Annotated in this window: 12 protein-coding genes and 1 tRNA gene; 8 read left to right on the top strand and 5 right to left on the bottom strand. The window is 59.7% G+C overall.

What is annotated here, in order from left to right; all coding sequences use genetic code 11:
• The first annotated feature begins 493 nt into the window (after positions 1 to 493).
• From FKV68_RS08175 to tig, 4 genes are all read left to right on the top strand, one after another.
• A complete protein-coding gene (locus FKV68_RS08175; protein ID WP_180941005.1) occupies positions 494 to 1,597 on the top strand; it encodes a DUF2157 domain-containing protein in 1,104 nt (367 codons plus the stop codon).
• Entirely contained in the window at positions 1,594 to 2,187 is a 594-nt protein-coding gene (locus tag FKV68_RS08180; protein ID WP_180941006.1) for a GDYXXLXY domain-containing protein, read from the top strand. The genes FKV68_RS08175 and FKV68_RS08180 overlap by 4 nt, the downstream gene beginning before the upstream one ends.
• Before the next feature lie 238 nt (positions 2,188 to 2,425).
• A tRNA-Leu gene (locus FKV68_RS08185) sits at positions 2,426 to 2,510 on the top strand.
• A gap of 175 nt (positions 2,511 to 2,685) precedes the next feature.
• Positions 2,686 to 4,167 carry a trigger factor gene (gene tig, locus FKV68_RS08190; RefSeq protein WP_180941007.1) on the top strand — a complete coding sequence of 494 codons (1,482 nt, stop codon included), beginning with the start codon at positions 2,686 to 2,688 and terminating at the stop codon, positions 4,165 to 4,167.
• A gap of 108 nt (positions 4,168 to 4,275) precedes the next feature.
• On the opposite strand, the gene sthA is transcribed toward tig, so the two are convergent.
• Entirely contained in the window at positions 4,276 to 5,679 is a 1,404-nt protein-coding gene (gene sthA / locus FKV68_RS08195) for a Si-specific NAD(P)(+) transhydrogenase (protein WP_180941008.1), read from the bottom strand.
• Between the two features lie 307 nt (positions 5,680 to 5,986).
• On the opposite strand from sthA, the gene FKV68_RS08200 reads away from it, so the two are divergent.
• Entirely contained in the window at positions 5,987 to 7,033 is a 1,047-nt protein-coding gene (locus FKV68_RS08200) for a magnesium and cobalt transport protein CorA (RefSeq protein ID WP_245181844.1), read from the top strand.
• A 145-nt stretch (positions 7,034 to 7,178) separates the two neighbouring features.
• Here FKV68_RS08200 and radC read toward each other — a convergent pair whose 3' ends face one another.
• The 4 genes from radC to phaC are packed head-to-tail and all read right to left on the bottom strand — an operon-like array spanning position 7,179 to position 11,411.
• The gene (gene radC, locus FKV68_RS08205) at positions 7,179 to 7,967 is read right to left on the bottom strand and encodes a RadC family protein (RefSeq protein ID WP_180941009.1); all 789 of its coding nucleotides are present in this window, start codon (positions 7,965 to 7,967) and stop codon (positions 7,179 to 7,181) included.
• Positions 7,964 to 8,803 (bottom strand): type I methionyl aminopeptidase, encoded by an 840-nt coding sequence (gene map / locus FKV68_RS08210; RefSeq protein ID WP_180941010.1) that lies wholly within the window; start codon positions 8,801 to 8,803, stop codon positions 7,964 to 7,966. The genes radC and map overlap by 4 nt, the downstream gene beginning before the upstream one ends.
• Before the next feature lie 29 nt (positions 8,804 to 8,832).
• Entirely contained in the window at positions 8,833 to 9,552 is a 720-nt protein-coding gene (gene sfsA, locus FKV68_RS08215; RefSeq protein WP_180941011.1) for a DNA/RNA nuclease SfsA, read from the bottom strand.
• Positions 9,553 to 9,563: 11 nt separating this feature from the next.
• Positions 9,564 to 11,411, bottom strand: a complete 1,848-nt coding sequence (gene phaC / locus FKV68_RS08220) for a poly(3-hydroxyalkanoate) polymerase subunit PhaC (RefSeq protein ID WP_180941012.1) — start codon at positions 11,409 to 11,411, stop codon at positions 9,564 to 9,566.
• Between the two features lie 212 nt (positions 11,412 to 11,623).
• On the opposite strand from phaC, the gene FKV68_RS08225 reads away from it, so the two are divergent.
• The 3 genes from FKV68_RS08225 to FKV68_RS08235 all read left to right on the top strand — a co-directional run bounded on the left by FKV68_RS08225 (position 11,624) and on the right by FKV68_RS08235 (position 14,671).
• A complete protein-coding gene (locus FKV68_RS08225; RefSeq protein ID WP_180941013.1) occupies positions 11,624 to 11,929 on the top strand; it encodes an SHOCT domain-containing protein in 306 nt (101 codons plus the stop codon).
• A gap of 125 nt (positions 11,930 to 12,054) precedes the next feature.
• Entirely contained in the window at positions 12,055 to 13,272 is a 1,218-nt protein-coding gene (locus FKV68_RS08230; protein WP_180941014.1) for an LL-diaminopimelate aminotransferase, read from the top strand.
• A gap of 76 nt (positions 13,273 to 13,348) precedes the next feature.
• Complete coding sequence (locus FKV68_RS08235) at positions 13,349 to 14,671, top strand: homoserine dehydrogenase (protein WP_180941015.1); 1,323 nt, start codon at positions 13,349 to 13,351, stop codon at positions 14,669 to 14,671.
• The last annotated feature ends 85 nt before the right edge of the window (positions 14,672 to 14,756 follow it).

A 14,756-nucleotide genomic window follows, 5' to 3' on the forward strand; every position in this document is an offset into this window, starting at 1 on the left:
ATTGTGCAATCGGGCAGCCTCTCGCGAACTTATGTGCGGTCAGGATGGATAAAAGCAAAACGCCCGCTGGGGGAGGAGATCCAGCGGGCGTCATGTAAGTGATTGGCAACCGGGAGGAGGAGTGTTGCCAATCTTATCGGAGAAGCGTTGGGAGGAGGAGTACGCCGCTCCGAATTCATCGAGCTTTCGCTCGGGTCTTTCCGGGTTCCGGATGCGGGCGACCAATCCCGCCGGCGTCGGTTCGGCTCGTCACCTCTCGTCGCCTTTGATGATGTGAATGTAGCCATCTTAAATCGATTTGTGCAGTGCAATATACGCATGGAAGATATGCGGCGCGCGCAATCCCGCTGCAGGCCCCCCGATAAGCGACGTCATCTCGGGGCAGGAAACAAAAGCTCCGTTGTTTTCTCTCGCCATTTTTACCGATTTGCTGTTCTTTAAAACTGGTGGGGCGTCGGGACGGCGCGGCCGGGAGCACAGGTCCGGAGGTGAGATGTATCGCGGACGCATGGAACGAGATCTGCAGCGCTGGGTGCATCTCGGCCTGCTTCCACAGTCGTCCGCAACTGCGATGCTCGCGGAATATGATGCGCGCGAGTCCACTTTCAGCATCGGCCGTGTCCTGTTGGCGCTGGCCGCGCTTCTGCTCTCGGCCTCGCTCTTGCTGCTTGTCGCGGCGAATTGGGAAGCATTGCCGCGTCTTGCCAGGGTCGTGGGCGTCGTCGCCTTGATCTGGCTCTTCCATTTTCTCGCCGCCTATTTCCTCGGGCGGGGAGCCAAGGCGGTTGGCGCGGCTCTGCTCATTCTCGGCACGATGTCGTTCGGTGCCGGCATCGCGTTGGTCGGCCAGATGTACCATCTGTCCGGCGACGCGGCGGATGCGATGCTTCTCTGGTTCGCTGGCGCCTGCCTGTCGGCGGCAGCATTCGCGTCGGCTGCCGTTACGACGATTGCCGCGTGCCTCGCCTGGGCGTTTCTTGTCACGCTGTTCGAGAGCGGGGGACTTGTTCCGGCGATTGAGTCCTATTTCTGGCTCGTGCCGGTCCTGGCGGTCATCGTGCTCACGCTGGTGCGCTACACCGAAGCGGGACGTACGCGCCATCTGGCTTATCTTCTCTGCGTCGCCTGGCTCGGCGCGCTCTACGTCGACAACCCCGAGATCTGGCTCGCAATCGCCTTCTTCGCCGCCGGCTTGGTCGCCTTTCTGCTCGCGTCGCTGCCGCGATCGCCGCTGTATGGCCTGGTTTCCGAGGCCGGTTCTGCGCCGTCGTTCTATTCCTTCGCCGTCGCCGTTATCGGCCTTGTGGCTCTGCAAAGCGAAGCGGAAGGCGTCTCGGCAGAGATCGCCTTGGGCATCGGCCTGCTTGCCTTAGCTCTGGTAGGCATCGGTCTTGCCGGTGCGCGCAACGGCGCGGTTCGCTACTTGGCCTACGCGGTATTTGCCGCGGAGATTTTGTATCTGGCTTTCGAGACGCTTGGATCGATCCTCGGCACATCGGGATTCTTTCTCATTGCCGGAGTGGTGGTTGCGCTTGTGGCGTGGCTCGTCATCCGTGTTGAGCGAAGGCTTGGGCACGTGCCGGAGGCTTCTCAATGAGCGGTGCTTTGCCAGTCGCCCGGTGGCGCAATCCCTTCCTCGCGGCCCTCGTTGTCGCTGTGCTGCAAACCGCCGTCATTGGATACATGATCGAAAGCCGCGCTTCGATCCTGCGCAACGGCAAGGATGTGCTTCTGAGAAGTGCGCCAATCGATCCGCGCGACCTCTTGCGCGGTGACTATGTCACTCTGAGCTACGATATCTCTCGCATTTCAACTGACATCATCTCAGGCGCCTTGCCCCGGGAAGCCACGAAGGCGGAACTGTTCGTGCGGCTCAAACAGCAGCCGGACGGCTTCTGGGAGCCGGTCGAGGCATCATTCAGCCCGCTCGCGCAAACCACGGACAGCATCGTGATCAGATCGCTGCCGTTCTCGTACTATCCGTCATCAGGCGCGCCGCCTCCAACGTTCTATCCGAACTACGGTATCGAGCGCTATTACGTGCCGGAAGGCGAGGGTCGTGTCCTCGAAAACGCGCGCAGCGCCCATGCGCTTTCGGTCAACCTGCGTGTGGATCCGGATGGACGTGCCCAGATCCGGCAGGTTTCGATAGATGGCGTGCAGGTCTACGAAGAGCCGCTTTATTGATGGCGCGCCGCCGCGAAGGAACTTCATTTTCTTGCCGGCTTCTTGGTTCACAATAATCGAGGCAACGGCGAAGACGCGGGCGTGCATGGTCGCGCATTTTCTCTTTGATCCGGCAAAAACGAGTGATATAGAGACGCCGCGCTCGGGAAAGCCCGAACCCTTCGCATGTCCAGAATATCCGCGGTGCTCCCGCTGGTTGTCTTGCGGGAATGCGATCAGGCGGTGTGGTTGTCTGAACGCGGGTATGGTGAAATTGGTAGACACGCCAGATTTAGGTTCTGGTGCCGCAAGGCGTGGGAGTTCAAGTCTCTCTACCCGCACCAGGACAACAGGTAGCCAAACGTCGGAATTCGACGGTGAAGAGGGTAGGCGGAGTGCCATTTTGCTTGCAAAACGGTCAAGGAATTGCGTAAAGCCACTCCCGGCAATGGATCGGCTCACGTGCTCGCCAGGCCTTTCGAGGCAAGAGCACTGTCAACGTGAAATGAAGGTTTGAACATGCAGGTTATCGAAACGCTCGCTCAAGGGCTGAAGCGCGAACTCAAGGTCGTCATCCCGGCCAAGGACATGGAAGCTCGGATGAATGAGCGTCTGGCCGAAGTGAAGGACCGCGTCCGCATCAACGGCTTCCGCCCGGGCAAGGTGCCGGTTGCGCACCTGAAGAAGGTCTACGGCAAGTCGATCATGGCTGATCTCGTCAATGAGATCGTTCGCGACAAGCCGACCGAAATCCTGACGGAGCGCGGCGAGAAGTCGGCAACGCAACCGGAAATCGCGATGACCGAGGACGAGGCCGAAGCCAACAAGATCCTCAATGCCGAGGCCGATCTCGAATTCACGGTTGCCTACGAGGTTATCCCGAAGTTCGAGCTCAAGGATGTCAGCGGCATCAAGGTTGTCCGCGAAGTCGTCGATGTCGCCGAAGACGAGGTCAACGAACAGATCCTGCGTATCGCCGAAAGCGCCCGCACCTACGAGTCCAAGAAGGGCAAGGCCGCCAATGGCGACCGCGTCACCATCGACTATCTCGGCAAGGTCGACGGCGTTGCCTTCGACGGCGGCAAGGACGAGGACGCGGAACTGGTGCTTGGCTCCAACCGCTTCATCCCGGGCTTCGAAGAGCAGCTCGTCGGCGTCAAGGCCGGTGATGAAAAGACGATCACCGTAACCTTCCCGGCCGATTATCCGGCCGCGAATCTCGCCGGCAAGGAAGCAACCTTCGACATCACGGTGAAGGATGTCGCCGCCGCCGCCGCGCTCGAGATCAACGACGAGCTCGCGACCAAGCTTGGCCTCGAATCGGCCGACAAGCTGAAGGAAATCGTTCGCGGCCAGATCGAAAGCCAGTACGGCTCGGTCACCCGCCAGAAGGTCAAGCGCCAGATCCTCGACCAGCTTGACGAACTCTACCAGTTCGAGACGCCGGAGCGCCTCGTCGACGCCGAATTCGAAAACATCTGGCGCCAGATCAACACCGACCTCGAGCAGGCCGGCAAGACCTTCGCCGATGAAGAGACGACGGAAGAGGAAGCTCGCGCCGAGTACCGCAAGCTCGCCGAGCGTCGTGTCCGCCTTGGTCTCGTTCTCTCCGAAATCGGCGAAAAGGCCGGCGTTCAGGTGAGCGACGACGAAATGCAGCGGTCGCTGTTCGAGCAGCTGCGCCAGTTCCCGGGCCAGGAGAAGCAGATCCTCGACTACTTCAAGAACACCCCCGGCGCGGCCGCTTCGTTGCGCGCGCCTCTGTTCGAAGAGAAGGTCGTAGATCACCTGCTTTCCGAAATCTCGGTGACCGACAAGTCGGTTTCCAAGGAAGAGCTGATGGCTGACGACGAGGAAGCCGAAGACAAGCCGGCCGCCAAGAAGGCGCCTGCCAAGAAGAAGGCTGCGGCCAAGGCCGAGGCTGTTGAAGGCGAGGAAGCCGCTTCACCGAAGAAGAAGGCTCCGGCAAAGAAGAAAGCTGCTGACGAAAGCGCCGAATAATCGGTTCCTTCTGAGAACTAAAAGGCCGCCTTCGGGGCGGCCTTTTTCTTTGAGAAAGGAAAAGCCGCCGAAACGGCGGCTAAAAATAGAACAACCACGACAGGCACCTTAGGCCGTCTTGATTTCGCCCATGCGGTTCCATGCGTCGAGACCGGCGATCTTGTAGGCTTCGGCGAGCGTCGGGTAGTTGAACGTGTTTTCGACGAAATACTCGACGGTGCCCTTCAGATTGAGAACCGCCTGGCCGATGTGCACGAGTTCGGTCGCGCCTTCCCCGATAATATGGACACCGAGCAAACGCCGGGTCTTCAGCGAGAAGATCATTTTTAAGAGACCTGAATCGAGCCCCATGATGTGCCCGCGCGACGTTTCCCGGAACCGCGCAATGCCACATTCGTAAGGAATACCGCGCTCCTTTACTTCTTCCTCGGAGAGGCCGCAGGTCGAGATTTCCGGCACGGCATAAATGCCATAGGGGAAATATTTCTGCGGCTCCTTGGCAATCGCCCCGACCGCGACGCGGGCAGCGACGCGCCCCTGTTCCATCGAGGTCGAAGCGAGGCTCGGGAAGCCGACGACGTCGCCGGCGGCGTAAATGTTCGGAACCGAAGTCTGGAATGTTTCCGGATTCACCTTCAGTCGCCCGCGGCTGTCCGCTTCGAGCCCGGCTGCGGGGAGGTTGAGCGCATCGGTCGCGCCGATGCGGCCGGCGGCAAACAAGACCATCTCCGTCGTGATCTTGCGGCCATTGTCGAGGGTAAGCAGAACCTTACCGTCGTCGCGCCGCTCCACTTTCTCCGCCTTCTGGCCGAGATTGAGCTTCATGTTGCGATCGCGCAATTGATAGGTGAAATCCTCGACAATCTCCTTGTCGATGAAGTCGAGCATCGTCGTCTTGGGATCGATGACCGTGATCTGCGTGTCGAGCGCGCTGAAGATCGTTGCGTATTCGATGCCGACGACGCCCGCGCCGATCACGACCAGCGAACGCGGCAATTCCGCGATGTCCAGCAGTTCATCGCTGTCGACGACGGTCTTGCCGTCGAAGGGAATGTAGTCCGGGCGGAAAGGTTTCGTTCCTACGGCGAGCAGGATGCTCGTTGCGGAAACCGGAATGCTTTCGCCGTCCTCCTTCAGGATATCGAGCGTCGTCGGGGTCACGAAACTGGCGCGGCCGCGGACCTGTTGGACACGGTTTCGCGCGAACTGGTGTTCGAGCACCTCGACCTCGTGATTGAGGGTGATGATGAGACGGCGCCGCAGGTCTTCGGCGCTGATTTCCTGTTTCACCCGGTAAGAGCGGCCGTAAAAGCCCCGCTCACGCCAGCCCGACAGATTAAGCGCGGTCTCGCGGAGCGTCTTTGACGGAATAGTCCCGGTGTGGACGGAGACGCCGCCGACGCGCTTACCCTGCTCGACGACGAGCACCTTCTTGCCGAGTTTCGCGGCCTGGATAGCACCCCTGCGCCCCGCTGGGCCGCTTCCGACGACGATGAGATCGAACTGGTTCATGAACGCTTCCCGTATGCTGGAGCAATTCCGGGAAAAGTGTTTAACGGTTTTCCGTCCGGAATTGTGTCATTTCAAACAGTTAAGACCATTCCGCTGTGTTCAACGAAACAATGAAATGATCTGAAGAGAATCGTTGTGCGATGCGGCAAATTCCACCCGCACGCGTTTATAACGTCAATTGCAAGGTTTGATGAACCACCCTGCGCACTGTTCTATCGTGGATGCGCCTGTGCTGAAATAAAGCTATGTTTGCGTATGACGTCGCCCTTCGTTCTCTTGCGCGGCAGAAGCAAGGTGGAGTCCAGGAATGGCATCGGAAGCAACGGCGGTCCCCGGCCGTGCGGCAGGCGTGACAAAGGCCGAGGCGGCAGTTCCGCCGACCCGCCCGGGGGTCGTCGCTGCTGCGGTCTACCAGGACGGGCAGCGCCTGCGTGACATAGAGATCGAAGAGGCAGGGCAATGGCGAGGTCGCGAAAACGTCGTCATCTGGATCGGCCTGCACGAACCCGACAAGGCACTGTTGCGCCAGGTGCAGGCTGAATTCGATCTCCACGACTTGGCGATCGAAGACGCCGGGAAGGCGCACCAGCGTCCAAAGCTCGAAATCTACGGCGACGCAATCTTCGTCGTGGCACGCACCGCCCACATGGCCGACGATCAAATCGCATTCGGCGAAACGCATCTTTTCGTGGGTCGCGGCTACATTGTTTCCGTTCGTCATGGGGCATCGACCTCTTATATGGCCGTCAGGCAGAGATGCGAATCCTCGCCAGCGGCACTCGCGCACGGTGAGAATTACATCCTTTATTCGATCCTCGATTTCATCGTCGACAACTACATGCCTGTGGTGGAAACGATCCATGTGGAGGTCGAAGAACTCGAGGACAAGCTCTTGCGCGACCGGTTGGATAAGGCGGACATCGAACGGCTTTATCTGCTGCGCCGAAATCTCTTGCGCCTGCGCAATGCGGTGGTGCCACTGGTGGATGTGTGCCGTCGGCACGAGCACCTTGAACTTCCAGGCATGGATGTGGCTATGCAGCCCTTGTTCCGGGATGTGACCGATCATGTTCGGCGGGTCCAGGAAGACATCGATGCCTTGCGCGAAGTGCTTGCCTTCACCTTCGAGGCGAGCCTGATGATCGGCCAGTCGGAGCAGACGGAAATCTCGCGCAAGCTTGCTTCATGGGCAGCCATTCTTGCCGTTCCGACGGCGATTGCCGGAATCTACGGCATGAACTTCGACGACATGCCCGAGCTCAGGTTCCGCTACGGCTATTTTGTCGTACTGGCCATAATTGTCGGCCTGTGCGTCACACTCTACCGCTTCTTCCGGCGTGCCAGATGGCTTTGACTAGTCTAGAAGGCTCAGGGGGTACGATCTTCAGGCGCAGCGCAGGTTAGATCATTCCTTGTTTCATTGAAGCACTGAATGATCTAAGTCTTTGAAACTACGCAGGTCCGGACGCAAGACCGCTACACATTTTTCCCGGATTGCTCTAAAACAACCGAAGGCCCTTGAGGCTCGCGTGCCCGTCCTTGCCGATGATGATGTGATCGTGAAGAGCGATGCCGAGCGGTTTGGCGGCTTCGGCGATCAGCTTGGTCATTTCGATATCTGCACGAGAAGGCGTCGGGTCGCCGGAGGGATGGTTGTGGACGAGGATCAGTGCGGTCGCGGATAGTTCAAGCGCACGCCTGATCACCTCACGCGGATAGACTGGCGTGTGGTCGATCGTGCCTCTCTGCTGGACTTCATCGGCAATCAGCGCATTGCGCTTGTCGAGGAAGAGGATGCGAAACTGCTCGTGGGTCTCATGTGCCATCGCCGCATGGCAATAGTCGATGACGGCGCTCCAGGATGACAGGACCTGCTTGTCGCGCAACTCGCTCTTCAGCATCCGGTGGCTGGCTGTGGCGATGAGCTTGAGATCAAGCGCGACCGACTCGCCGACACCCTTGATCTCCTGCAGCAGATTGAGCGGCGCGCCGAAAACGCCTGCGAGTGTTCCGAAGCGGGCCAGCAGCGCCTTGGCGATAGGCTTCGTATCGCGACGGGGGATCAGCCTGAACAGGATGAGTTCCAGTACCTCGTAATCCGCGAGCGCTGCATCACCATGTTCTCGGTAGCGGTCGCGCAGACGATCGCGATGGCCGTGATAATGTGCTTCCGCGAGAGGGGCAGAGTTTACTTCGGCGTCGTCGACCCGCGCTTTCTGCGGTGCAAAGAACTGCCGCTCGTCCGTCGGCTGCAGTTCGCCTTCGGAGAGGGGCGGGGTTCTCGTCACGCGTTGCCCACGGCAGCGACGCCGGGCTTGAACAGACCGGCTGGCGAAAGCGTGAAGATCTCGCAGCCTTCCGCGGTAACGCCCACCGTATGTTCGTATTGTGCCGAAAGCGAACGGTCGCGTGTGACGGCGGTCCAGCCATCCGACAGAACCTTCACGTGCGGCCGGCCCAGATTGATCATAGGCTCGATGGTAAAGATCATGCCCTCGCGCAGCTCGGGGCCTTCATTGGCGCGACCATAATGCAAGATGTTCGGAGCGTCGTGAAACAGCCGGCCGACGCCGTGGCCGCAAAAGTCGCGCACCACAGAACAGCGCTCGGACTCTGCATAGGCCTGGATGGCCTCGCCGATCGCACCGGTGCGTGCCCCGGGCCGCACAGCCGCGATGCCGCGCATCAGGCATTCGTGCGTGACATCGAGCAGCCGCTCTGCCGCACGCTTGACTTCCCCGACGGGATACATGCGGCTGGAATCGCCGTGCCAGCCATCAACGACATAGGTGACATCGATGTTGACGATGTCGCCTTCGCGTAAGGGTTTTTCATTGGGGATGCCATGGCAGACAACGTGATTGATCGACGTACACGACGATTTTGTATAGCCCCGGTAGTTGAGCGTGGCGGGAAGCGCGCCGTGGTCCATGCCGAACTCGAAAACGAAGCGATCGATCTCTTCTGTCGTTACGCCTGGCTGTACGCGGGATACCAGTTCGTCCAGGCAACGCGCAGTCACCTGACAGGCCTTGCGCATGCCTTCGAAATCATCCGGCCCGTAAAGACGGATGACGCCGGTGTTCTTGTAGGGGGCAGCGCCGGCCTCGATATAGGTTACCATTACAGAACTTTCATTGTTTCAAGCGCATGTCATAAATCAGCGAGGGCGGGTTCGTCCACTAGCATCGCCCCCGTCGGTGCTATTTGCGAGGGCGATATCGCGCATTTGATGGCATAGGTCTCGACACCGCGTGTGGCAGCGCGTTCGAATGCACGAGCATAGACCGGATCGAGCTCGCGGCATATCCGGAAGACATCGCAATCGTGTCTTTGGACAAGGTAGAGCATGATTGCGCGGTGGCCGGCCTCTACCATGTCGCCGAGTTCTTCGAGATGCTTGGCGCCCCGCTCAGTCGGACTATCGGGGAATTCAGCGAGGCCCCGGTCGCGGCTGAAGTGGACGTTCTTCACCTCTACATAGGCAAGCCCCTTTGTGGGGTCGCTGAGAAGAATGTCGATCCTGGAGTTGCGGCCGTACTTCTGCTCGCGCCGCACTGTCGCATAGGTGTGGAGGTCGCCGACGAGTCCAGCAGCGATCGCTTCCTCGGCAAGCCGGTTCGGCAGTCCGGTGTTGATGCCGACGAGTGTTCCGTCCGCTTCGACGATTTCCAGCATATGGCGGTATTTCCGTGTCGGGCTGTCGTGCTCGGAAAGCCAGATAGGGGAGCCAGGAGTGGTCAATCCGCGCATCGAGCCGGTGTTCGGGCACGAGCCGGTAATCCTCGTTCCATCGGTAAGAACGGCATCGAATAGGAAGCGCTTGTAACGCTGCACAAGCGTGGCTGGAACGAGCGGACGGGAGAAATTCACGGATAATCCAATCAGGCCCGGGCACGTACGTAGGAACCCGGTGCTTCCTCGAGCGAGTTGAGCGGGCCGCCGGGTTTTCGGGCCGGGACGCGTTTCTTGTCGAGCTTTTCAACCCAGCCATGCCAGTGCGGCCACCAGGAACCCGGTGTTTCCTTTGCCTTGCCCAGCCAGTCGTCGACGTTGCCCTTGGCCGGGCCACCGGTCCAGTATTGATACTTGCCTTTGTCCGGTGGGTTGACGACGCCGGCGATATGGCCCGAACCCGACAGGACGAATGTGACCTTGCCGCCGAAAGAGCTGCTGCCGAGGAATACCGATTTGGCAGGCGCGATGTGATCTTCCTTCGTTGCCAGGTTGTAGATCGGGATTTTCACGTCAGCGAGCGAGATCTTCCGGCCAGCAAGCACCATCTCGCCTCTGGAGAGCTTGTTCTCCAGGTAGCAGTTGCGAAGGTAGAAGGAGTGGTTGGCTGCGGGCATCCGCGTTGAATCGGAATTCCAGTAGAGCAGGTCGAAGGGGAGGGGTTCCTGGCCCTTCAGATAGTTGTTGACGAAATACGGCCAGATCAACTCGGACGCCCTGAGCATGTTGAAGGCTGTGGCCATCTTCGAGCCTTCGAGATAGCCGGTCGCACTCATCTTGCGCTCGATCTGGCTGATCTGGTCATCGTCGACGAAGACCTTGAGGTCGCCGGCATAGGTGAAGTCCACTTGCGTCGTGAACAGCGTCGCCGAGCGGATACGGTCATCGCCCTCCGCGGCGTGGAGTGCCAGCGTGGCAGCAAGCAGCGTGCCGCCGACACAGTAACCGATGGCATTGACGTCGCGTTCTCCGGTCGCCTGCTCAATGATGTCCAGGGCAAAGCCGATACCTTCGCGCGCATAAGCCTCCCAGTCCTTCGAGGCATGGCGCTCATCAGGATTGACCCAGGAGATAACGAACACCGTATGGCCCTGGTCGACCGCCCACTTGATGAAGGACTTCTGCGGGTTGAGGTCGAGCACGTAGAATTTGTTGATCCACGGCGGGCAGATCAGCAGCGGCCGCTTGAGCACCGTCTCGGTGCTCGCTTCATATTGGATCACCTGGCAGACATCGCTCTGGGCGATCACCTTGCCGGGCGTAATCGCGATGTTTTCGCCGATGGCGAACTTGCTCGTATCCGTCTGCCGCAGCTTGAGATCACCGCGCCCGGCAGCGATGTCTTCCGCAAACATCTGCATGCCCTTGACAAGGTTGGCACCGCTTGAGGCCACGGTTTCGCGATAGAGCTGCGGGTTGGTCGTCACGAAATTGGTCGGAGAGAGGGCGCTCGATATCTGGCGCACGTAGAACGCCGCCTTGTGCTTGGTATGATCGTCGAGCCCCTCGGCGTCATTGACCATTTTCTCCGCCCAGTCCGAGGTCGCGAAATAGGCCTGGCGAATGAAATCGAAGAACGGATTTTTCACCCAGTCCTCGTCCGCAAAGCGCTTGTCGGTGCGCTCGATGCTGGACGGATCCGTGGCGATGTCCCCGGCCATCCGCTGGAGCGAACGCGACCAGATGTCGAAGAAACTGCCCATGAGGTGTGTTTGGGCTTCCAGCGTCCGACGCGGATCGGAAAGCCAATATTCCGAGATCTTGGAGAGTGTCTTGACCATGTCGGAAACCGGCTCGGCAAAGCCGTCTGTCTTCTCGCCGGTTTCGCGCGGGGCAAGCCATGCGGACGCTGCCTTGCCGAGTTGTTCTGCTGCGCGGGCTAGGTTGACGGCCAGGCTTTCTGGATCCTTGACGATGTAGGGCTCGACCGATTTCGGATCAAAGCCGGCAAAACCGCTCTTACCACCGCCGTCCTCGGCCTTCCTGTCTGCTGTCACCCGGCGTCCTCCACAGCATCTTATCTCTTTTGCATTTTTACATTCTGCCCGAAAATGATTACAAGGGCTAGAGCGTTCAGCTTTCCAATGGAATCACAGGAAGCGAGTAAATCGCTTTGAATTCAAGCGGTTAAAGTGTCATCGGCGTGTCTTTTTCGGGCGTGCCGTGCACTAGTCCATCGTCGCGCCAAAAAACAGGGGTTATCGCCAGCATGCTTGTCGTCGGAAAACAGGGCTCGGGATCTTGGGTTTTGGGATTGCTCCTCGCGGGTGCCCTTGCCGGATGCAGTTCGACAGCCAAACTGGCTACCTATCCATCCGTTTATGGGCAAAAGCCGGCCGCGAACGCCCAGCTGACCGATGAAGAGGCAGTCTCTATGCAAACCCGGTTGACGGCGCTTGCCGCTGCTCACAAATCCGGTTCGATCTCAGAGGCTGAATACCAGCGGCGCTTGAAGGAATTGCAGTTGCTGGCCGAGCAGCATGGGGCCGACACGCTGAAACAGATCGCGAATTAGCGCTTGCCTTTCAAGTGATTTGGACGCAAAGCGTTGAATGGCCGCGATGACGGCCGTTCACCACCGCGTTTGCTTCCGCGAAAGCCGAACGGCTCGTGGAGGCTTGCGCCAAACGAGGTTTGGAGATGGAAGAGTTTCACAAAGTCCGGCGTTTGCCGCCCTATGTTTTCGAACAGGTCAACCGTTTGAAAGCAAGCGCGCGAGCGGCCGGTGCTGACATCATCGACCTCGGCATGGGCAATCCAGATCTTCCAACCCCGCAATCGATCGTCGACAAGCTTTGCGAGGTCGTCCAGGATCCGCGCACACATCGTTACTCGTCATCGAAGGGTATTCCCGGGCTGCGTCGGGCCCAGGCCGCTTACTATGCCCGTCGCTTCGGCGTCAAACTCAATCCCGAGACCCAGGTCGTCGCGACGCTAGGTTCCAAGGAAGGCTTCGCCAACATGGCGCAGGCGATCACCGCGCCCGGTGACGTCATCCTGTGCCCGAATCCGACCTATCCCATCCACGCCTTTGGCTTCCTGATGGCAGGTGGCGTGATCCGTTCCATTTCAGTGGAACCGGACGACAGTTTCTTCGGGCCGCTGGAGCGGGCCGTGCGGCATTCGATCCCGAAGCCCCTGGCGCTGATCCTCAACTACCCGTCGAACCCGACGGCACAAGTGGCCACGCTCGACTTCTACAAGGAAGTCATCGCGTTTGCGAAGAAGCACGACATCATCGTGCTCTCGGATCTCGCCTATTCGGAAATCTATTTCGATGACGTGCCGCCACCCTCGGTGCTGGAGGTGCCTGGCGCGATCGACGTGACGGTCGAGTTCACGTCGATGTCGAAGACGTTCTCCATGCCCGGCTGGCGCATGGGCTTTGCGGTCGGCAACGAGCGGTTGATCGCAGCGCTGACGCGGGTCAAGTCCTACCTCGACTATGGCGCGTTTACGCCGATCCAGGTTGCCGCGACGCAGGCGCTCAACGGTGACGGCAGCGACATTGCCGAGGTGCGCAACATCTATAAGCGCCGGCGCGACGTGATGGTTGAGAGCTTCGGCAAGGCGGGCTTCGAAGTGCCGCCGCCTCCGGCGACCATGTTTGCCTGGGCAAAGATCCCCGAGAAGTTCCGGCATCTCGGTTCGCTCGAGTTCTCTAAGCTGCTCGTCGAAAAGGCGGATGTCGCCGTCGCGCCCGGTATCGGCTTCGGCGAGCAAGGCGACGACTATGTCCGTCTGGCCCTCGTGGAGAACGAGCACCGCATCCGGCAGGCAGCACGCAATATCAAGCGCTTCCTGTCCGCTGCCGATGAGACGATGCACAACGTCATCTCGCTTAACGCACACCGGTAGGAAATCGGGTAAACCCGATTCAAACCAGAATAGCCCCGCCACATCTGGCGGGGCCTCCACATGTTAGGAACTTGCTATGTCAGATGCCCTCAAAATCGGCATTGCGGGCTTGGGGACCGTCGGTGCCTCGCTCGTGCGGATTCTCCAGGATCGTCATGAGATGCTGGCAACCACGTGCGGTCGGGCGATCGAGATCATGGCGGTGACGGCGAGGGACCGATCGAGGGACCGCGGCGTGAAACTCGCGAACATCAAGTGGTTCGATGATGCCGTTTCGCTGGCGTCCGAAGCGGATATCGACGTTTTCATTGAGTTAATGGGCGGTGCCGGGGATCCGGCCTATTCGGCCGTGAAAGCCGCTCTACAGCGCGGTATTCACGTGGTCACCGCCAACAAGGCGCTGCTGGCCGCCCATGGCATCGAGCTTGCCGGCATCGCGGAAGAGCATGGTGCACTGCTCAACTATGAGGCGGCGGTTGCCGGTGGCATTCCGGTCATCAAGGCGCTTCGCGAGTCCATGACGGGTAACACCGTCTCGCGCGTCTATGGCATCATGAACGGCACCTGCAACTACATCCTGACGAAGATGGAGAAGGAAGGGCTTTCGTTCGAAGACTGCCTGAAGGAAGCCCAGCGCCTGGGCTATGCCGAAGCGGATCCGGCCTTCGACATTGAGGGCAATGATACGGCGCACAAGCTCTCGATCCTGACCAGCCTCGCCTTCGGCACGGCAATCGCCGCCGATGACATCTATCTCGAAGGCATCACCAACATCTCGATTGAGGACATCCAGGCGGCGGCCGACCTCGGCTACCGCATCAAGCTGCTCGGCGTCGCGCAGCGCACCGAAAGCGGCATCGAGCAGCGCGTTCATCCGACGATGGTGCCTTACGATTCCGTCATCGCGCAGGTCGACGGTGTAACGAACGCGGTTGCGATCGAATCCGATATTCTTGGCGAGTTGCTGATGGTCGGTCCCGGTGCCGGCGGCAACGCGACTGCTTCGGCCGTGCTCGGCGACATCGCCGATATCGCCAAGAGCCGTCCAGGCGCACAACACGTACCGGCTTTCGGGCGCCCGGCAACCGCGCTGTTGCCCTACAAGCGGGCCCGCATACAAAGCCATGAAGGCGGCTATTTCATCCGGCTGAAAGTGCTCGACCGTACCGGCGTCTTCGCGAACATTGCGGGGCACATGGCTGAAAACGATATCTCGCTCGAATCGATCATGCAGCATTCCAAGCACTATGCGGATCCTGCCGAACCGAAGACGATCATCCTGGTCACGCATGCCACGCATGAAGCTTCCGTGCGCAAGGCGATCGTCGCCATCAAGGGCGAGGGTTATCTTGTCGGGGAGCCGCAGGTCATCCGTATCGAGCGGCCAAAGGCGGGCTGATCGCCCTCTGACACATTAAAACTGTTGAGAAACGGCTCCGACAGGCCTCCGGCCCGCCGGAGCCTTGTTCATTCGGGTTCTGCCA

The organism is Sinorhizobium mexicanum, assembly GCF_013488225.1.
Classification (GTDB): domain Bacteria; phylum Pseudomonadota; class Alphaproteobacteria; order Rhizobiales; family Rhizobiaceae; genus Sinorhizobium; species Sinorhizobium mexicanum.

Bases quoted from the DNA above. Each gene is read 5' to 3' on its own strand.
- sthA (WP_180941008.1), bottom strand. From the start codon at position 5,679: ATGAACCAGTTCGATCTCATCGTCGTCGGAAGCGGCCCAGCGGGGCGC.
- FKV68_RS08225 (WP_180941013.1), top strand. From the start codon at position 11,624: ATGCTTGTCGTCGGAAAACAGGGCTCGGGATCTTGGGTTTTGGGATTG.
- FKV68_RS08180 (WP_180941006.1), top strand. From the start codon at position 1,594: ATGAGCGGTGCTTTGCCAGTCGCCCGGTGGCGCAATCCCTTCCTCGCG.
- FKV68_RS08230 (WP_180941014.1), top strand. From the start codon at position 12,055: ATGGAAGAGTTTCACAAAGTCCGGCGTTTGCCGCCCTATGTTTTCGAA.
- FKV68_RS08200 (WP_245181844.1), top strand. From the start codon at position 5,987: ATGGCATCGGAAGCAACGGCGGTCCCCGGCCGTGCGGCAGGCGTGACA.
- tig (WP_180941007.1), top strand. From the start codon at position 2,686: ATGCAGGTTATCGAAACGCTCGCTCAAGGGCTGAAGCGCGAACTCAAG.
- FKV68_RS08175 (WP_180941005.1), top strand. From the start codon at position 494: ATGTATCGCGGACGCATGGAACGAGATCTGCAGCGCTGGGTGCATCTC.
- FKV68_RS08235 (WP_180941015.1), top strand. From the start codon at position 13,349: ATGTCAGATGCCCTCAAAATCGGCATTGCGGGCTTGGGGACCGTCGGT.
- map (WP_180941010.1), bottom strand. From the start codon at position 8,803: ATGGTAACCTATATCGAGGCCGGCGCTGCCCCCTACAAGAACACCGGC.